This is a genomic window from Pseudomonas sp. CGJS7, from assembly GCF_036961695.1.
Genome location: NZ_JBAMDI010000065.1, coordinates 1 through 18,413, shown reverse-complemented (window position 1 = coordinate 18,413; position 18,413 = coordinate 1). Strand labels below are relative to the sequence as shown.

The 18,413-nt window shown below is 64.2% G+C and carries 15 protein-coding genes and 1 riboswitch; of the genes, 8 read left to right on the top strand and 7 right to left on the bottom strand.

Annotation, left to right across the window (positions count from 1 at the left end):
• Positions 1–79: 79 nt before the first annotated feature.
• Positions 80–1,012 (bottom strand): LysR family transcriptional regulator, encoded by a 933-nt coding sequence (locus V7787_RS30820; RefSeq protein WP_064490985.1) that lies wholly within the window; start codon positions 1,010–1,012, stop codon positions 80–82.
• A gap of 119 nt (positions 1,013–1,131) precedes the next feature.
• On the opposite strand from V7787_RS30820, the gene V7787_RS30815 reads away from it, so the two are divergent.
• A complete protein-coding gene (locus V7787_RS30815) occupies positions 1,132–1,392 on the top strand; it encodes a DUF2790 domain-containing protein (RefSeq protein ID WP_010954357.1) in 261 nt (86 codons plus the stop codon).
• Position 1,393: 1 nt separating this feature from the next.
• On the opposite strand, the gene V7787_RS30810 is transcribed toward V7787_RS30815, so the two are convergent.
• Positions 1,394–2,086 carry a tRNA (adenine(22)-N(1))-methyltransferase gene (locus V7787_RS30810; protein WP_104887735.1) on the bottom strand — a complete coding sequence of 231 codons (693 nt, stop codon included), beginning with the start codon at positions 2,084–2,086 and terminating at the stop codon, positions 1,394–1,396.
• A gap of 136 nt (positions 2,087–2,222) precedes the next feature.
• Here V7787_RS30810 and V7787_RS30805 point away from each other — a divergent pair, with 136 nt between their 5' ends.
• Together V7787_RS30805 and V7787_RS30800 are read left to right on the top strand one after the other, a co-directional pair.
• On the top strand, positions 2,223–2,603 hold the full coding sequence (locus tag V7787_RS30805; protein WP_004577524.1) for a RidA family protein: 381 nt from the start codon (positions 2,223–2,225) through the stop codon (positions 2,601–2,603).
• Positions 2,604–2,817: 214 nt separating this feature from the next.
• Positions 2,818–4,818 (top strand): peptidase U32 family protein, encoded by a 2,001-nt coding sequence (locus V7787_RS30800; RefSeq protein ID WP_003247926.1) that lies wholly within the window; start codon positions 2,818–2,820, stop codon positions 4,816–4,818.
• 561 nt (positions 4,819–5,379) lie between these two features.
• Here V7787_RS30800 and V7787_RS30795 read toward each other — a convergent pair.
• Entirely contained in the window at positions 5,380–6,705 is a 1,326-nt protein-coding gene (locus V7787_RS30795; RefSeq protein WP_003247925.1) for a sigma-54 dependent transcriptional regulator, read from the bottom strand.
• A gap of 341 nt (positions 6,706–7,046) precedes the next feature.
• On the opposite strand from V7787_RS30795, the gene V7787_RS30790 reads away from it, so the two are divergent.
• Entirely contained in the window at positions 7,047–7,313 is a 267-nt protein-coding gene (locus V7787_RS30790; protein WP_003247923.1) for a hypothetical protein, read from the top strand.
• 106 nt (positions 7,314–7,419) lie between these two features.
• Here V7787_RS30790 and V7787_RS30785 read toward each other — a convergent pair whose 3' ends face one another.
• From V7787_RS30785 to cobW, 4 genes are all read right to left on the bottom strand, one after another.
• The gene (locus V7787_RS30785; RefSeq protein ID WP_064490983.1) at positions 7,420–8,010 is read right to left on the bottom strand and encodes a vWA domain-containing protein; all 591 of its coding nucleotides are present in this window, start codon (positions 8,008–8,010) and stop codon (positions 7,420–7,422) included.
• Between the two features lie 77 nt (positions 8,011–8,087).
• The gene (locus tag V7787_RS30780) at positions 8,088–9,101 is read right to left on the bottom strand and encodes an ATP-binding protein (RefSeq protein WP_104961521.1); all 1,014 of its coding nucleotides are present in this window, start codon (positions 9,099–9,101) and stop codon (positions 8,088–8,090) included.
• 1 nt (position 9,102) lies between these two features.
• Complete coding sequence (gene cobN, locus V7787_RS30775; protein ID WP_064491042.1) at positions 9,103–12,864, bottom strand: cobaltochelatase subunit CobN; 3,762 nt, start codon at positions 12,862–12,864, stop codon at positions 9,103–9,105.
• Positions 12,865–12,867: 3 nt separating this feature from the next.
• Entirely contained in the window at positions 12,868–13,935 is a 1,068-nt protein-coding gene (gene cobW / locus V7787_RS30770; protein ID WP_064491041.1) for a cobalamin biosynthesis protein CobW, read from the bottom strand.
• 100 nt (positions 13,936–14,035) lie between these two features.
• A riboswitch (cobalamin riboswitch) is annotated at positions 14,036–14,252 on the bottom strand.
• A 100-nt stretch (positions 14,253–14,352) separates the two neighbouring features.
• Here cobW and V7787_RS30765 point away from each other — a divergent pair.
• The 4 genes from V7787_RS30765 (at position 14,353) to V7787_RS30750 (ending at position 17,994) form a co-directional block, all read left to right on the top strand.
• On the top strand, positions 14,353–14,730 hold the full coding sequence (locus V7787_RS30765) for a glyoxalase superfamily protein (protein WP_010954367.1): 378 nt from the start codon (positions 14,353–14,355) through the stop codon (positions 14,728–14,730).
• Positions 14,727–15,089 (top strand): hypothetical protein, encoded by a 363-nt coding sequence (locus V7787_RS30760; RefSeq protein ID WP_064491040.1) that lies wholly within the window; start codon positions 14,727–14,729, stop codon positions 15,087–15,089. Before V7787_RS30765 ends, V7787_RS30760 begins: the two co-directional genes overlap by 4 nt.
• 171 nt (positions 15,090–15,260) lie before the next feature.
• Complete coding sequence (locus V7787_RS30755) at positions 15,261–16,838, top strand: ATP-binding cassette domain-containing protein (protein ID WP_064491039.1); 1,578 nt, start codon at positions 15,261–15,263, stop codon at positions 16,836–16,838.
• A gap of 136 nt (positions 16,839–16,974) precedes the next feature.
• A complete protein-coding gene (locus V7787_RS30750) occupies positions 16,975–17,994 on the top strand; it encodes a branched-chain amino acid aminotransferase (RefSeq protein ID WP_003247906.1) in 1,020 nt (339 codons plus the stop codon).
• Positions 17,995–18,413 lie beyond the last annotated feature (419 nt).

Here is an 18,413-nt window from a genome sequence, read left to right as displayed (position 1 = left end):
CGGTGGCTGGCACCGGCTTTGCCGGTGTTCGCGGGCGCGCCCGCTCCCACAGGAATGTCACCGCAGCAAACTTCTCGCCTCAGCGCCAATACCGCTCATCATCCACCACCCTGGCATGCCCCTCGAACAGCGCCGGCAGCTGCTCCTTGAGGTAGTCGATCCAGGTGCGCACCTTGGCATCCAGGTAATGGCGTGACGGATACATCGCATACAGCGCACTCTCCCTCAACCGATACGGTGCCAACAACCGGCACAAGCGCCCCTGCCCGATCGCCTCGCTGGCGGTGTAGAACGGCAGCAGGCCAATGCCCATGCCCAGCTCGCTGGCCACCAGCATGGCGTCGGCAACGTTGGTGGAAAAACTGTCATTCGGCGCAATCACGCACTGGTCAACCCCTTGCGGGAACACCCAGTCGCCTTCGTACATCGGGTAAGCCATGCGCAGGCAGCGATGGCCGTGCAAGTCTTCGGGGCGCTCCGGTACACCGTGGGTATCCAGGTAACCGGGGGCCGCGCAGGGGATGCTGAAAATGTTGCCCAGCGGCACAGCGATCAGCTGCGAATCCGGCAGCGCACCGTCCACGGTGATCACCACGTCATGCCCTTCTGCCAGCGGGTCGGGGTTACGCTGCGACAGCGTCAGCTCGATCACCACTTCCGGGTATAGCGTGTTGTAGCCGGCCACCAGCGGCATCAGCAACAGCCCCATGCCGTGCGGGCAGTGCAAACGCAGATGGCCGCGAGGCGTGAGGTGCGCCCCTCGCGCTTCGCCCACGGCTTCTTCGGTCAGCAGCATGATCTGCCGAGCACGCTCCAGAAACCGCTCACCCGCCTCGCTCATGCGCAAGCGCCGGGTGGTGCGGTGCAGCAGGCGGGTCTGCAGCTGGTTCTCCAGCTCGGCAACGATGCGCGAAACCTGCGCGGCTGAAATATCCAGAGCATTGGCAGCTGCAGCGAAGCTGCCACATTCCACCACACGGGTGAAGGTACGCATGGCATGCAGCATGTCCATGAAGGGGGTGCTCCTTGTTTTATTCCTGCATTAAAGGCAGGAATCTATCACGGTTTAGCCCATTTATTGTGGATGACCAATGAATAGATCATTAGCCATCCATTAAAAAGGAGCCTGTCATGAAACGCTCGATCGCCGTACTTGCCATTACCGCTGCCTTCGCCTCGTTCGGTGCTTTTGCCGATGCCGGCAATAACCAGCCAGTCAGCAGCCAATATGAATACGGCATGCCGCTGGACGTGGCCAAGGTCATCTCCATCACCCCGGCCAGCAACGCCGCTGACTGCCAAGTGGGCACCGCGCACATGGTGTACGTCGACCATCAGGGCCAGAAGCGCGAAATCGACTACCGGGAAATGGGCAACTGCTCGCAGCAGTGAGTCAGGCCAGCACCTGGGTGATCCAGCCCACCTGCTGATTGAAATCGTCGATCTTCGCCTGAGGCACCGCATCGCGGGCCCGCTGGAAATTGGCCAGGGTCTGCTGCTTCTGCCGCAGCATGCGCCGCCACTTGACCACAAACGCCTCGCTTTTTTCCTGCATCAACACGGGGCCGAAGTACAGCTGTTCAGCGCTATACACCCCCCTGCCCGGCTCGGCGACGATGATCTCGTAATCGAAGCGGTTTTCCCGCAGCAGCTCCTCGCTGACGATCTGGTAACCATTGCCCGCCAGCCACTGGCGCAGTTCGCGCTCACCGCCATTGGGTTGCAGTACCAAGCGCGTGACGCCGCCAAGGCGATGCTTGCCGGCCTCGAGGATCTCGCACATGGTGTCGCCGCCCATCCCGCAGATGCTCACCACCGAGATACGGTCTTGCGGCTCGACCGCTGCCAGCCCATCGGCCAGGCGCACGGTTACCTGCTCTTGCAGGCCGTTTCTGCGCACATTGCGCTGGGCCGAGGCGAACGGCGTCTGCGCCACTTCACCCGCTACAGCGGCCTCGAGCACGCCACGCAGCATCAAGGCGACCGGCAGGTAGCCGTGGTCCGAGCCAATGTCGGCCAGGCGCGCCCCCTGCGGTACATGGGCGGCCACGCGCTCCAGGCGTCTGGACAAAGTCTGTTCGTTCAACGTAAACCTCTGGTTTTGCAATCGCCTGCGATTCTGACGGCGAACGCCGCGCATTTCAAACGCCGAGGCACCCTCGACCGGGCTGGTGCGCTCGCGTAGGCTTGCCGTTTTCCTTCCGTTGCAAGGCAGACACACCATGGCACATGCAGACATCATCTACACCCCGGACCCGGACGCCGAGTCGATTTCCTCGGACGTTGCTGAGTACAACGGCGTGCTGGTCACCACGCAAATCCCGACCCACGCCGACGGCAGCCTGGAGCTGGGCGGCATCGTCGAGCAGAGCGAATGCACCCTGCAGGCGCTGAAAGTGGCCCTGGAAAAGGCCGGTAGCGGTATGGACCGCGTGCTGCACCTGACCATCTACCTGACCGACATGGCCGACCGCGCGGCGTTCAACGAGGTGTACCAGCGCTTCTTCAGCAAGCCCTGGCCGGTGCGTGCGGCGGTGGGTGTGGCTTCGCTGGCCTTTGAAGGCATGCGCGTGGAAGTGACGGCGATGGCTGCCAAGCGCTGAGCTGCGCTTGTCGGGGTGCGCAGCGCCCCCGACATCGTTGATTGGCCGCAAAATCGCCGGGGCCGCTCTGCGGCCCTTTCGCGACGCAAGGCCGCTCCCACAGTTGCGCGTACCCGCAGCCAATCCCGCACCTCTCGGCACCCCAATGATGCCGCCAGCCCGTTTCACCGCTACAATGCCCGCCTAAACCGTGACAGCCCGAAAATATAACGACATGTCCCTTCCAAAGAATCACCTGGAACTGCTCAGCCCTGCCCGTGACGTGGCCATCGCCCGTGAAGCGATCCTGCACGGCGCTGACGCCATCTATATCGGCGGCCCGAGCTTCGGCGCGCGCCATAACGCCTGCAACGAAGTCAGCGATATCGCCGAGCTGGTCGAGTTCGCCCATCGCTACCATGCACGCGTGTTCACCACCATCAACACCATCCTGCACGACAACGAGCTGGAACCGGCGCGCAAGCTGATTCACCAGCTGTACGATGCCGGCGTTGACGCGCTGATCGTGCAGGACCTTGGGGTGATGGAGCTGGACATCCCGCCGATCGAGCTGCATGCCAGCACCCAGACCGACATCCGCACCCTGGAACGGGCCAAGTTCCTCGACCAGGCTGGCTTCTCGCAACTGGTACTGGCGCGCGAGCTGAACCTGCAGCAAATCCGCGCCATCGCCGCCGAAACCGATGCCGCCATCGAGTTCTTCATCCACGGCGCGCTGTGCGTGGCGTTCTCTGGCCAATGCAACATTTCCCATGCGCAGACCGGCCGCAGCGCCAACCGTGGTGATTGCTCGCAAGCCTGCCGCCTGCCCTACACGCTGAAAGATGACCAGGGCCGCGTGGTTGCGTTCGAGAAACACCTGCTGTCGATGAAGGACAACAACCAGACCGCCAACCTGGCTGACCTGGTCGATGCCGGCGTGCGCTCGTTCAAGATCGAGGGCCGCTACAAGGACATGGGCTATGTGAAGAACATCACCGCCCATTACCGCAAAGAGCTCGATGCCATCCTTGAAGACCGCCCTCAGTACGCCCGCGCGTCCAGCGGCCGTACCGAACACTTCTTCCTGCCCGACCCGGATAAAACCTTCCACCGCGGCAGCACCGACTACTTCGTGACCGACCGCAAGGTCGATATCGGCGCCTTCGACTCGCCAACCTTCACCGGCCTGCCGGTGGGCGTAGTCGAAAAGGTCGGCAAGCGTGACATGCAAGTGGTCACCGACGTACCGCTGACCAACGGCGACGGCCTCAATGTGCTGGTCAAGCGCGAAGTGGTGGGCTTCCGCGCCAACATCGCCGAACCGCGTGGCGAGTTCGAAGAAGACGGCCAGAAGCGCTACCGCTATCGCGTCGAGCCCAACGAAATGCCCGAAGGCCTGCACAAGCTGCGGCCAAACCACCCGCTGTCGCGCAACCTCGACCACAACTGGCAACAGGCCCTGCAACGCACCTCCTCCGAACGCCGGGTCGGCGTGGAGTGGCACGCGGTTCTGCGCGAGCAGCGCTTGATGCTTACCCTGAGCAGTGAAGAAGGCGTGAGCGTGCAGGTGGCCCTGGACGGCCCATTCGGCGTAGCCAACAAGCCGCAGCAGGCACTGGAGCAGTTGCACGACCTGCTCGGCCAGCTGGGCACCACCCTGTACCACGCCGACCGCATCGAACTGGATGCCCCGCAGGCGTACTTCATTCCCAACTCGCAGCTCAAGGCCCTGCGCCGCGAAGCCATCGAGGCACTGACTGCAGCACGCGTGCAGGCGCATCCGCGTGGCGGGCGCAAGGCCGAGACCACGCCACCGCCGGTGTACCCCGAGTCGCACCTGTCGTTCCTGGCCAACGTATACAACCAGAAGGCCCGCGACTTCTACCACCGCCACGGTGTGCAACTGATCGATGCGGCCTATGAAGCGCATGAAGAACACGGCGAAGTGCCGGTGATGATCACCAAGCACTGCCTGCGTTTCTCCTTCAACCTGTGCCCCAAGCAGGCCAAGGGCGTGACCGGCGTGCGTACCAAGGTGGCACCGATGCAGCTGATTCAGGGTGACGAAGTGCTGACCCTGAAGTTCGACTGCAAGCCGTGCGAGATGCATGTGATCGGCAAGATGAAGAGCCACATCATCGACCTGCCGACCCCGGGCAGCGCGGTGGCCCAGGTGGTGGGGCATATCAGCCCCGAAGACTTGCTCAAGACCATCCCGCGCGGACCGCACTGAGTTCGCCGGGCAGGGCCTCTTCGCCGCTAAACCGATGTATGTCCACCCCCGGTGTAGGAGCGGGTTTACCCGCGAATACGGTAGCCGCGACAACGGTGAACGGCAGGTGGACATTGTCCAGCAGGCCCGGCCCTTTCGCGGGTGAACCCGCTCCTACGCAGGCTTGTGGTTTCCCGGTAGGAGCGGGTTTACCCGCGAATACGGTAGCCGCGACAACGGTGAACGGCGGGTGGACATTGGCCAGCAGGCCCGGCCCTTTCGCGGGTAAACCCGCGCCTACACAGGCCCCGTAGGAGCGGGTTTACCCGCGAATACGGTAGCTGCGACAATGGTGAACGGCGGGTGGAAATTGGCCAGCAGGCCCGGCCCTTTCGCGGGTGAACCCGCGCCTACACAGGCCCTGTAGGAGCGGGTTTACCCGCGAATACGGTAGCCGCGACAACGGTGAACGGCGGGTGGAAATTGGCCAGCAGGCCCGGCCCTTTCGCGGGTAAACCCGCTCCTACACGGGCTTGTGTAGGAGCGGCTTCAAAGAACGGCGCAAGCGTACCCCAGCGCCGCTCAACGTATCTGGTGCTTGTGCAACAACCGATAGAACGTCGGCCGTGAAATGCCCAGCACCTTGGCCGCCACGCTCAGGTTGTCGCTGTGCCGGTTGAGCACATCGCACAGCGCCTGGCGCTCGGCGCGCTGTTTGTATTCTTCCAGCGTGCCCAGCGGCTGTTGTTCCGGGTCGAGCAGCTGCAACCCCAGGTCCTGCGCCTCGATCTGCCGCCCTTCAGCCAACACCAACCCGCGGCGCACGCGGTTGGCCAGTTCGCGCACATTGCCCGGCCAGTCATGCCGCCCCATCGCCGCCAGGGCATGGTCGCTGAACGACCGTGGCCGACGCCCGGTCTCCACACTGTAGAAATGGGCAAAATGGTTGGCCAGCATCGACAGGTCACCATGCCGGTCGCGCAACGGCGCGGTCACCACCTGCAATACGTTCAGGCGGTAATACAGGTCTTCGCGGAAACGCCCTTGCTCGATGGCCCGCTCAAGGTCCACATGGGTGGCCGCCAGCACCCGTACATCCACCGGTATGGGCTGGCTGCCACCCACGCGCTCGATGTGCTTCTCCTGCAAAAAACGCAGCAAGTTGGCCTGCAATTCCAACGGCAGGTCGCCGATTTCATCAAGAAACAATGTGCCGCCATCGGCCGCTTCGATACGCCCGGTCTTGCGCTGGTGGGCACCGGTGAAGGCGCCCTTCTCATGGCCGAACAGTTCGGACTGGATCAAGTGCTCGGGGATCGCCCCGCAGTTGATCGCGATGAACGGCTGCTCGCTGCGTTGCGACTGACGGTGCAAGGTGCGCGCCACCAGCTCTTTGCCGGTGCCGCTCTCCCCGCGGATCAGCACAGGCGATTCGGTGGGTGCCAGTTTACCCAGCAACTTGCGCAACTCGCGGATAGGTCGGCTTTCGCCGAGCAACTCATGGGTTGCCTCATCGACCTTGATGGCCCCCTTGCCGCGCAAGCGCGCCATGCCGAAGGCCCGGCCCAGGGTTACCTGCACGCGGGAGACGTCGAACGGCAGGGTATGGAAGTCGAAAAACCACTCACACACAAAATCACCGAACGCCGGCATGCGCAACTGATCGGCGCTGAGCACGGCAATCCATTCGGTGTTGCTGCGCTTGATCATGTCCTTGACCGCGTCCGGGTGCCTCAGGTGCGAAGCCTGCAAGCGCAATAGCCCGACATCGCACGTGTGGTCCAGCGCAGCCCCGAGCATACAGCTGTCCACATCCCAGCCTGCGTTGCGCAGGCCAGGTAACAAGCGGTGGCAATCGTCGCAGGGGTCGACGATAAGCAAACGGCGTTGAGCGGCAGGCTGCTGCATGACCGATCCTTGGCGCCAGTTTTTGGTTTTTTGAAGTAAAACAGCAAGTTGTGGCGCCCGTTTAACAGTAGCAACGAAGTTGACGGTTCCCAGTACCGTCTGTCTGCCGAATCATTTTTTTACAAACCGCCACGGGAATTTTCGCACTTTATCGACATCACATGGCGGCGCAGGCAAGAACAGCGTCGACCCTGAAAAAAAATTTACAGCCAATGTGTGACTTACCCACGAACAACGAGCATCAGTAGACATAACCCCGCGCTGCACTTCGCGATCAATGAGGCGACTTTGAAGCAACGCGGACTTCACTTCGATGTTTGGGACCATAGAGAGACCGAACCATGAATGCCCCGCTCCGTGTCAACGAAGCACTGCTGATTGCCGACCACGCCTTCGAACCTTTCCAGTGCGTAGCCTGGGATGCACCCAACGGTACTGGTGAACTGAGCCTGGCAGTGATCGACCGGACCAGCACCCGCATCGGCGCCAAGCAAGTGTCGTCGCGCATCTACTCCGACCCGGCCCAGTGGGCCAGCCTGATCGAAGAAGTGCGCGCCGAATTGTGTGAAAAGGGCTACGACCTGCAACCGTGGTCGATGCCGAAGTAATATCGGCCAGCACAACAAGTGCGTGCATGGTCACGCACTTGTACAACTTCTCTGTTGCTGTTGTGGCAACTTTCCCAATTGCGACAAAGTGTCGCAACCTGCCAGTTCAATCCATCACCCTGAATTGTTGCAAGTGCTGGTAATCAGCCTGCAATTGTTCTGCCAGACGCTGCGCGCGTCCCAGGCGCACGGGCGCCAGTTCCATATCGACCAACAACGTGGCGCACGGCATCGGCTGCACGGTGTTGCTGTGCTGCAGGCGACCGTCGGTGAACACCAGGCAACGCAAGGCCTCTTGCGGATGGGCTCGCTGCCGCGCCTGTAGCCAGTGCCGCGCCTGTTCCAGTGCGGCGATCAGCGGCGTGCCCCCACCTGCCCCCAAGGCCTGCAGCCAGGGTTGCAAGGCAGCGGATGCCTTCAGCCCGTGGCGCTGCCACTGTGGTGTGCGCCCGCTGGCAGTCAGCAGGGCCAGGCGGGCGCGCTGGCGATAGGCCTGGTCGAACAATGCCGCCAGCAGCCCTTTGGTCTGTGCCAGCGCCTGATGCCGCCGGGTTGAAGCCGAGGCATCGACGATCACCAGCCACAATTCTGCCGGACTGCCTTGGCGCTGCTGCCAGCACAGGTCCTGTCGCTGGCGTGGCCGCCCTTTGAGCAAGGTCGGCAGCCAGGCTACCCGGCCGGCCGCCGCATTTCGCACGAGGCCACGGCGGGTACCGTTCTGCTTGCCTATGCCCGTTCTGGCATCCGCCCCGTTGGCTGGTGGCTGGGGGATGCTCAGGGCTTTTTTGCCCAGTTCGGCACCTCGCGGCGGGCGCCGCTGGCTACCGGCTGTGCCGGTAATGCCCCCCAGTCGCCCTGCCCGCCCCGTTCACCCGGGTTGCCGGCACCAGGCTGCTGGTCAGGCGGCTGTGGCGCCGACGGCGGGTTGGCCTGGGGCGTCATACGGCGGCGATGGCGCAAGGCGAATTCGGCCACCGCCTCGACATCCACTTCTTCGATAGCTGCAGCCCCCCGCCAGGCACAGTGGGCGCGCGCAGCGCGCAGCCACACCAGGTCGGCGCGCAGGCCGTCCACGCCGGCGGCGTAGCAGCGCTCGGTAATCCAGGCCAGCGCCTGGTCATCCAGGGCAATGTCGGCCAGGGCCTGGCGCGCCGCGTGGCAGCGCTCGCGCAGTTGCGCCTGGGCCTGGGCCCAGTGTGCGCAGAACGCCTGAGGGTCACTGTCGAAGGCCAGGCGGCGGCGAATGATCTGCTGCCGGGCCTCGGGCTCCGGCAAGCCCTCCAGCGCCACGTTCAGGCCAAACCGGTCGAGCAACTGCGGGCGCAGTTCGCCCTCTTCCGGGTTCATGGTGCCGATCAGTACGAAGCGGGCGCTGTGCCGATGCGAGATACCGTCACGCTCGATGCGGTTTGTGCCGCTGGCAGCCACGTCAAGCAACAGATCGACCAAGGTGTCGGGCAGCAGGTTGACCTCATCGACATACAGCACACCGCCGTCGGCCTGGGCCAGCACGCCCGGGGAAAACTGCGCCTTGCCCTGCCCCAGCGCGGCATCCAGGTCGAGGGTGCCGACCAGCCGCTCTTCACTGGCGCCCAATGGCAAAGTGACGAACGGGCCTTCGCCAAGCAGGTCGGCCAGGCCACGGGCCAGGGTGCTCTTGGCCATGCCACGCGGCCCTTCGATCAACACACCACCGATCCTGGGGTCGATGGCGGTCAAGCACAGCGCCAGCTTGAGGTCGTCTGCACCGACCACGGCCGCCAGCGGAAATTGTACGGGTTCACTCATTTCAAGCCTGTTCCTCGCCATCGAGCAGTTGTTCCTCAAGGGCTTCGCGGTAGTCGCCCGGCGCCTGCCACAAGCCGCGCTGCTGGGCCTCCAGCAGGCGCTCGGTGAGGTCGCGAAGGGCCTCGGGGTTGTGCTCGCGCATGAAATCGCGGGTCGCCGGGTCGAGCACATAGGCATCGGCCAGCCCCTGGTAATGATGGTCGTCGATCAGGTGCGTGGTGGCGTCGAAGGCGAACAGGTTGTCGACTGTCGCGGCCATCTCGAAGGCACCCTTGTAGCCGTGACGCTTGACCCCGTCGATCCACTTGGGATTTAGCGCACGAGCACGGATCACCCGGTTCAGCTCTTCCTTGAGGGTACGGATGCGCGGTCGGTCGGCCTGGCTGTGGTCGCCATGGTAGCTGGCCACCACCGCACCGGACAGGGTTTCCGAGGCCGCCAGCATGCCGCCCTGGAACTGGTAGTAATCGTTGGAATCGAGCAGGTCGTGCTCGTGGTTGTCCTGGTTCTGCAGCACCGCCTGCACCTTGGCCAGGCGCTGGGCGAACTGGGCGCGGGCCGGGGTGCCGTCGTCGCTGCCGCCATAGGCATAGCCGCCGTGGTTGAGGTAGACCTCTGCCAGGTCGTCGCGGCTGTGCCACAAACGCCCGTCGATGGCGTTCTGCACCCCGGCACCGTATGCGCCGGGTTTGGCACCGAACACCCGCCAGCCAGCCTGACGTGCAGCCTGCTCGGCATCCACGCCTTGAGCCTGCAGCGCGGCCCGCTCGCTGCGCACGCGGGCTGCCAGGGGGTTGAGGTCGTCCGGCTCGTCCAGCGCAGCCACGGCCTGCACGGCGGCGTCGAACAGGCGGATCAGGTTACCGAAGGCATCGCGGAAGAAGCCGGAAACGCGCAAGGTCACATCCACCCGGGGGCGGTCGAGCAGGCTCAACGGCAAGATTTCGAAGTCGTCGACGCGCTGGCTGCCGGTGGCCCAGACAGGCCGCACGCCCATCAGCGCCATGGCCTGCGCGATGTCGTCGCCGCCAGTGCGCATGGTCGCCGTGCCCCACACCGACAGGCCGAGCTGACGCAAGTGATCGCCGTGGTCCTGCAGATGGCGCTCGAGGATCAGGCTGGCCGAGGCGAAGCCCAGGCGCCAGGCTGTGGTGGTGGGCAGGTTGCGCACGTCCACGGTATAGAAGTTGCGGCCGGTGGGCAGCACATCGAGGCGCCCTCGGCTAGGCGCACCACTGGGGCCGGCGGGCACGAAGCGCCCGGCCAGTGCCGCCAGCAGGCCATGCATTTCCGCCGTGCCGCAGGCGTCCAGGCTGGGTGCGACCGCTTCACGCAGGGCCTGCACTACAGCGTGCACCGGTTGCCACTCACTCAGGTCGGGTAACTGTGCTGTGCCTTCCAGCGCCTGCCCGATCACCTGCAGTGCCAGCAGCTCAAGGCGCTCGCGGGTGTCGCCACAGGTGCGCCAAGGTTCATTGCTCATGGCCTGCAGCTGTTCAGGGCGTATGCCCTGCCACGGCTGCCCAAGGTCGCAATCGAGCGGGTCCCAGCCCGGCACCAGTGCTTTGGCCAAAGCTCGCAGCAGGCTGGCATTACCGCCACGGCCGTCGCCACGCTCGACCCGCAACAACGCCAGCAGCGTATCCAGGCGTAGCCGCCCCTCAGGTGACTGACCAAACACGTGCAGGCCATCACGAATTTGCGACTCCTTCAGGTCGCACAGGTAGGTATCCAGGCGCGGCAGCCATAGCGCCGCATCGTCCAGTTGCCCTTCCAGTTGCAATTCACGGTCGATGTGGTTGGCCTTGACCAGCTCGAGGATGTCACGCTGCAACTCGCGGGCACGTCGAGGGTCGAGCAACTGCGCTTCGTAGAACTCGTCGGCCAGTTGTTCCAGGTGGCGCAGCGGGCCATAGGTTTCGGCACGGGTCAGCGGCGGCATCAGGTGGTCAATGATCACCGCCTGGGTGCGGCGCTTGGCCTGGGCACCCTCGCCCGGGTCATTGACGATGAACGGATAGATGTTCGGCAGCGGACCCAGCAGCGCGTCCGGCCAGCACTGCGCCGACAGCCCGACGCCTTTGCCGGGCAGCCATTCGAGGTTGCCATGCTTGCCGACGTGGATCACCGCATCGGCGGCAAATGCGTGACGCAACCAGAAGTGAAATGCCAGGTAGCCGTGCGGCGGCACCAGGTCAGGGTCGTGATACACCGCGCTGGGGTCCACCTGGTAGCCCCGCGCCGGCTGGATACCGACGAAGGTCAATCCAAAGCGCAGGCCGGCAACCATCAGCCGGCCGCTGCGGTACATCGGATCCTGTTCGGGCGGCCCCCAGCGTTCCAGCACTGCCTGGCGGTTGGCCTGCGGCAGGCGCTCGAAGGCCACCTGGTAATCGGCCAGGCTCAGGCTCTGGGCACAGGGGCGCTGGTCGAGGTGGTCGAGGTCGTTGGTCACCCCACCGAGCAGCTGATGGATCAGTTGCGTACCGCTGCCCGGCAATTCGGCCAGCGGGTAGCCTTCGGCCTGCAGCGCCTTGAGGATGTTGAGTGCGGCGGCGGGCGTGTCCAGGCCGACGCCATTGCCAATGCGGCCATCGCGAGTCGGGTAGTTGGCCAGCACCAATGCCACGCGCTTCTGGGCATTGGGCAGGCGGGCCAGCTCGACCCAGCGGCGGGCCAGCTCGGCGACAAAGTCCATGCGCTCGGGGTGGGCGCGGTAGCAGACAACGTCGGACTGGCTGCGCTCGCTGCGCCAGGCCATGTCCTTGAAGCTGACCGGGCGCGTGATGATGCGCCCGTCCAGCTCCGGCAATGCAATGTGCATGGCCAGGTCGCGCGCGCCCAGGCCCAGCTCGCTGGCTTCCCAGCCAGGCTGGTTGTCCTGCGCGCAGATGGCCTGCAGCACCGGGATGTCGCGGCGGAACGGGCGCAGGTTGGGGCGCTCGGGGCTGGACAAGGCGAAACCGGTGGTATTGACCAGCACTTCGGCGCCGACCTCGTCCAGCCAGGCTTCGACCTGTTCCAGGCAGGCGCTTTCCTTGAGGCTGGCCACGGCGATCGGCAACGGGTTCAGGCCGGCAGCCTGCAGGCGCTGGCAGAACACGTCGATGAACGCGGTATTGGCCGCTTGCAGGTGCGAACGGTAGAACAGCAGCGGCGCCACTGGCTGCTCGGGGTGCCAGTGCTGGTACCAGTCTTCGAGTGTCGCGCTGCCCTTGGCGGGGTGATAGACCGCCGTGCGCGGCAAAGGCTGCGGCTCGTCCCAGGCATAGTCGCGGCCCAGCCACTGGCTGGCCAGGCAGTTGAACAGGTTGATGGCATTGGCCTTGCCGCCCTGGCGCAGGTAATGCCAAAGCCGCTCGGCCTGCTCACCGCGGACGTTGCCCAGGCTGGTCAGCTCCGGGTCCGGGCGGTCATCGCCCGGCACCAGAATCAGCTGCACGCCACGGGCGGCCAGCTCGACCAGTTGTTCGACGCCGTAGCGCCAGTAGCCAACGCCACCGTGCAGCGACACCAGGATGACCTTGGCGTGGCGCAGCACCTGGTCGACATACAGGTCGACCGAGGCATGGTTCTGCACCTGCATCGGGTTGGCCAGGCGCAGGCTGGGAAAGTCTTCGGGCAATTGCTCGGCGGTGTCGGCGAGCAATGCCAGGTGTGAATCGCCGCTGCAGAGAATCACCAGCTCGGCGGGTGTCTGACCGAGGTCGGCAATGCTGTCATCCGGTACGAAACCACCGGGCTGAGTCCGCAGCAGGTGCATGGGTCAGGCGCCCAGCGCCTGGCGCAGGCGCGCTTCCAGCTGGGCAGCATCGAGGTCCTGGCCGATCAGCACCAGGCGGGTGATGCGCGGCTCGTCGGCGCGCCAGGCGCGGTCGAAGTGCTTGTCGAAACGGGTGCCCACGCCTTGTACCAGCAGGCGCATCGGCTTGCCCGGGATGGCGGCGAAGCCTTTGGCGCGCAGGATACCGAACTCCACCACCAACTGGGTCAATGCATCGAGCAGCAGGCTTTCGTCGGCTTCAGGCAGGTCGATGGAGATGGAGTCGAAAGCGTCGTGGTCATGATCGTCATGATCGTCGCCATCGTGGTGCGAATCGTGGTGGGTTCGGCGGCCATCGATATGCGCCTCGGACTCGGCACCCACGCCCAGCAGCACCTCCAGTGGCAGCTTGCCGCTACTGGCCTCGATCACTTTCACCGCCGGCGGCAGTTCTTCGGCCACCTCGGCACGCACCTTGGCCAGGCCTTCGGCGTCGATCAGGTCGGCCTTGTTCAACACCACCAGGTCGGCGCTGGCCAGCTGGTCAGCGAACAGCTCGTGCAGGGGCGATTCATGGTCCAGGTTAGGGTCGAGCTTGCGCTGGACATCGACCTGGTCCGGGTAGGCGGCAAAGGTGCCAGCGGCCACGGCCGGGCTGTCGACCACGGTGATGACAGCATCGACGGTGCAGGCGTTGCGGATTTCCGGCCACTGGAACGCTTGTACCAATGGCTTGGGCAGGGCCAGGCCGCTGGTTTCGATGAGGATGTGGTCGAGGTCGCCACGGCGGGCCACCAGCTCGCGCATCACCGGGAAGAATTCTTCCTGCACGGTGCAGCACAGGCAGCCGTTGGCCAGCTCGTAGACGCGGCCGCTGGCTTCTTCCTCGGTGCAACCGATGCTGCACTGCTTGAGGATTTCGCCATCGATGCCCAGTTCGCCGAATTCGTTGACGATGACCGCAATGCGGCGCCCCTGGGCGTTGTCGAGCATGTGGCGCAGCAAGGTGGTCTTGCCCGATCCGAGGAAGCCGGTGACGATGGTGACGGGGAGCTTGGCCAGTGTTTTCATGTCGCATTGCCCTTGGCAGTGTGGCGCGGGCATGCAGGACGACAGCCGCGGGCCAGGCCGGCCGGGCTTGTTCGCCACCGGATCACCCCGCCCGGTTGAAAGTCGAAAACGTGACGAGGCAGGTCTCCTGGCTTGCACCGTTCCATGTCCCCGTTCAGTCGAACAGCGGGCTGGCGGGATGACGCCTTCCCGCGCGCTGGCGCAGTGGCTGTGTCGATCCGTTGTCGGTGCTTACAGTTGCGGGGGCAGCCGCGGCTTGTACCGCGTTCCCGTCTTAGCTTCGGCCAGGCCGAAGAACCTCGAAGTGGCAAGGCTACGCAGTGGCTGGCGGGTGGTCAACCATTGCTGCGGGGCCGGTCGACAACGCTGGGCGCAAGTGCGCTACAGTGGCGCCTTATCCACGGTCAAGGACGCACCATGCCCCTCGCCCCCGCCATACCTGTACTGCGCATATTCTCGATCGACAAGGCCAAGGAGTTCTACCTCGATTTCCTGGGTTTCAGCCTGGACTGGGAGCACCGCTTCAGCCCGGACTTGCCGTTGTACATGCAGATCCACCGTGATGGCCTGATCCTGCACCTTTCAGAGCACCATGGCGATGCCTGCCCTGGCTCGACCGTGTTCGCCCGCCTCGACGACCTGCACGCGCTGGAGCGTGAATTGCAGGGTAAACAGTACGGTTTCGCCCGGCCCGAGGCCGAGCGCCTGGATTGGGGCCTGCAGATGCAGGTGTGGGACCCGTTCGGCAACCGCCTGCGCTTTTGCCAGCAGATCGATGACGAGGCCAACCCGTGAAGGCATTGGGCAAACGCGAAATGGGTCGCCTGGAGCGGGAGTTGGTCGCGTGCCTGACCGATGCCTGCGAAACCGCCAAGGCGGAGATTGTCGGCTTCAGTTGGCTTACCCATCGCCTCGACCCCGAGGACTTTCCGGGCAGCCTGCGTATTACCTGGGTATTCGAGCAAGAGGCTGACAAGGCAGCCGCCGTGGTCGGTGATACGAAGGCGCGCATGCTGGCACTTACCGCTCTGGCGCTGGAGCAAGCCGGCATTCAGCTGGACCATCCGGCCTGGCATGTGCGATTCGACAGTGAAGAAGCCTGCGCGCACGGCCACGGCGCAGACTGGGCCAAGCGCTTGCAGACGCAGCGCTGAGCCCCAACCGGCAGCCGGTGCTTTACCCGGCCCCAGACGGTCCGTTAGGCTACGCATTCTCTAAATGACGAGGTGTTCGTCCAATGCGCCATTGATGCCGCCGTCCGTTCGACGGCCAGTCTTCAGCCTCCGGTTCGTTCCGGAGATGTCGCGGCATTTGTGGAGTTGTGCATGACGAACACGTCGATTCTGACGCTGGACAGCGTCTCCTTGGCCTTGCCTGATGGCAGGCCGCTGTTTAGCAACCTCAACGAAACCTTCGACCAACGCCGCACCGGCCTGGTCGGGCGCAATGGCGTGGGCAAAAGCCTGCTAGGGCAGATTCTTGCCGGCCGGCGTGAACCGAGCAGCGGCCATTGTCGGCGCCTCGGGCCTGTCCATTTGCTGGACCAGCAAGTCATCGAGCGCAGCACCACGCTGGCCGACCTGGCCCAAGTGGGGCCGGTGATTGCGGCGCTGGAGCGCATCGAGCAAGGCAGCATCAAGCCCCAGGATTTCGACACCGTTGGCGAGCGCTGGGATATGCGCGAGCAATTGCAGCTACAGCTTCAGGGCAATGGCCTGGGTCAACTCGACTGGCGCCAGCCCGCACGAACCCTGAGCGGTGGCCAAGCCATGCGCGTGGCATTGATTGGCGCGTGGCTCAGCGATGCCGATTACCTGATCCTCGACGAGCCAAGCAATCACCTGGACAGCAACGCCCGAGCCCAGCTGCTGAGCATGATCGAAGCCTGGGACCGTGGCTTGCTGGTGATCAGCCACGACCGCAGCCTGCTGGCGCACATGGCACGCATTGTCGAATTATCCAGCCTGGGCTTGCAGGCCTACGGTGGCAACTACAGCCTCTATAGTGCGCAAAAAGCCAACCAGACGGCGCAGGCGCAGCAGCAACTTGCCCGGCTGAAGCAGGAGCAGCAACGCCAGGCCCGTGAACTGCAGCGCCAACGCGAAGACCTGGAGCGCCATCAAGCCCGAGCCGGGCGCCAAGCCAAGCACGCCAACCAGGCCAAGATTCTGGTCGACCGCAAGCAGGAGCGCAGCCAGGCCACTGCTGGCAAGCAGCGCCGCGACCATCGCGAAGCTCGGCAAACGCTAGTGGGCAAAGTACGTGACGCCGCCCGCGAGGTGGAGCAAGACAGCGCTATTACCTTGCAAGCGCCCACACCTCAGCGTCATCCGGGCCGTGAAGTGTTGGCCTTGCAGGCACTTTGCTTGCCGCATGGCACCCGCAAAGCGCTTGACCTGCGCTTGTGCCTGGGCCAACGCGTAGGGCTGATCGGCGCCAATGGCAGTGGCAAGTCCACCCTGCTCAGGCTGCTGAATGGGGAATTGCCGGCATCGCCCGACAATGTGCGCTTCATTGGTGAGACCGCCCTGCTCGACCAGCACTGCAGCACACTGGCAGGCAACCGTAGCGTGCTCGAACACCTACGCCAAGCCAACCCGACGCTGGCCCAGGGGAAATTGCGCAGCCGCCTGGCGCAACTGGGCCTGGATGCGGCCCGTATCGAACTGCCCAGTGGCCTACTTAGCGGCGGCGAGCGTATGAAGGCGGCGCTGGCCGCCGTGCTGTACCGCGAACGGCCGCTCGATCTGTTGCTGCTGGACGAACCCGGCAACCACCTGGACCTGCCATCGCTGACAGCCCTGGAAGGTATGCTTGGGCAGTTTCGCGGGGCGCTGATAGTGGCGTCCCATGATGCGGTATTGCTGGAAAACCTGGCGCTGGATGAGTACTTGCTGTTGTAGACACCGAAAAAAAAGCATCGCAGCCTATCAATTCGTGACTGGCCGTTCCCGATCCGCCAAGGATGTATTAAGGTGGCATGGTGCGCATATAACAGCAGCCCGAGCGATCGGGCACTTGCAAGACAATGAGGGTGTCATGAGCAACGAAAGCATTAATTGGGACAAGCTGGGTTTCGACTACATCAAGACCGACAAACGCTACCTGTCCGTATGGCGCAATGGCGAGTGGGACAAGGGCACCCTGACCGAAGACAACGTACTGCACATCAGTGAAGGCTCCACGGCCCTGCACTACGGCCAGCAGTGCTTCGAAGGCCTGAAGGCCTACCGTTGCAAGGACGGCTCGATCAACCTGTTCCGCCCGGACCAGAACGCGGCCCGCATGCAGCGCAGCTGCGCACGCCTGCTGATGCCGCACGTGCCGACCGATGTGTTCATCGAAGCGTGCAAGCAAGTGGTCAAGGCGAATGAAAAGTTCGTGCCACCGCACGGCAAAGGCGCCCTGTACCTGCGCCCGTTCGTGATCGGCACCGGCGACAACATTGGCGTGCGCACCGCCCCCGAGTTCATCTTCTCGGTGTTCGCCATCCCGGTTGGTTCGTACTTCAAGGGCGGCATGAAGCCGCACAACTTCCAGATTTCCAGCTTCGACCGTGCTGCCCCACAGGGCACCGGCGCGGCCAAGGTCGGTGGCAACTACGCTGCCAGCCTGCAGCCGGGCGCTGAAGCGAAGAAGGCCAACTTCGCCGACGCCATCTACCTCGACCCGCTGACCCACACCAAGATCGAGGAAGTCGGTTCGGCCAACTTCTTCGGCATCACCGCCAACAACGAGTTCGTCACCCCGAAATCGGCCTCGGTACTGCCAGGCATCACCCGCCTCTCGCTGATGGAACTGGCGCAATCGCGTCTGGGCCTGACCGTGATCGAAGGCGATGTCGAGATCAGCAAGCTGGACCGCTTCGTCGAAGCCGGTGCCTGCGGCACCGCAGCCGTGATCACCCCGATCGGCGGCATCGAGTACAACGGCAAGCTGCACGTGTTCCACGACCTGGAAAAGGTCGGCCCGGTTACCCAGAAGCTCTACAACGAGCTGACCGGTATCCAGAGCGGCGATGTAGAGGCACCGGCAGGCTGGATCGTCAAGGTCGCCTGAGACGCATCAGCTGTATGAAAACGGGGCATGCCAGCGATGGCATGCCCCGTTTTTCTTGGGTTTTCGCAGCCACCTTGAGGTGCGGGTTTACCCGCGAATACGGTGGCGGCAGCGACGGTGAACGGCTGGTGAAATTGGCCAGCAGGGCCGGCCCTTTCGCGGGTGAACCCGCTCCTACGACGGCCTGTGCATAACCCACGATGTGTGTTCACCACCGTGGTAGGAGCGGGTTTACCCGCGAATACGGTAGCGGCGGCAACGGTGAACGGCTGGTGAAATTGGCCAGCAGGGCCGGCCCTTTCGCGGGTGAACCCGCTCCTGCGACGGCCTGTGTCCAACCCACGATGTGTGTCCACCACCGTGGTAGGAGCGGGTTTACCCGCGAATACGGTAGCGGCGGCAACGGTGAACGGCTGGTG

Bases quoted from the DNA above. Each gene is read 5' to 3' on its own strand.
- V7787_RS30820 (WP_064490985.1), bottom strand. From the start codon at position 1,012: ATGGACATGCTGCATGCCATGCGTACCTTCACCCGTGTGGTGGAATGT.
- V7787_RS30815 (WP_010954357.1), top strand. From the start codon at position 1,132: ATGAAACGCTCGATCGCCGTACTTGCCATTACCGCTGCCTTCGCCTCG.
- V7787_RS30805 (WP_004577524.1), top strand. From the start codon at position 2,223: ATGGCACATGCAGACATCATCTACACCCCGGACCCGGACGCCGAGTCG.
- V7787_RS30800 (WP_003247926.1), top strand. From the start codon at position 2,818: ATGTCCCTTCCAAAGAATCACCTGGAACTGCTCAGCCCTGCCCGTGAC.
- V7787_RS30795 (WP_003247925.1), bottom strand. From the start codon at position 6,705: ATGCAGCAGCCTGCCGCTCAACGCCGTTTGCTTATCGTCGACCCCTGC.
- V7787_RS30790 (WP_003247923.1), top strand. From the start codon at position 7,047: ATGAATGCCCCGCTCCGTGTCAACGAAGCACTGCTGATTGCCGACCAC.
- V7787_RS30780 (WP_104961521.1), bottom strand. From the start codon at position 9,101: ATGAGTGAACCCGTACAATTTCCGCTGGCGGCCGTGGTCGGTGCAGAC.
- cobN (WP_064491042.1), bottom strand. From the start codon at position 12,864: ATGCACCTGCTGCGGACTCAGCCCGGTGGTTTCGTACCGGATGACAGC.
- cobW (WP_064491041.1), bottom strand. From the start codon at position 13,935: ATGAAAACACTGGCCAAGCTCCCCGTCACCATCGTCACCGGCTTCCTC.
- V7787_RS30765 (WP_010954367.1), top strand. From the start codon at position 14,353: ATGCCCCTCGCCCCCGCCATACCTGTACTGCGCATATTCTCGATCGAC.
- V7787_RS30755 (WP_064491039.1), top strand. From the start codon at position 15,261: ATGACGAACACGTCGATTCTGACGCTGGACAGCGTCTCCTTGGCCTTG.
- V7787_RS30750 (WP_003247906.1), top strand. From the start codon at position 16,975: ATGAGCAACGAAAGCATTAATTGGGACAAGCTGGGTTTCGACTACATC.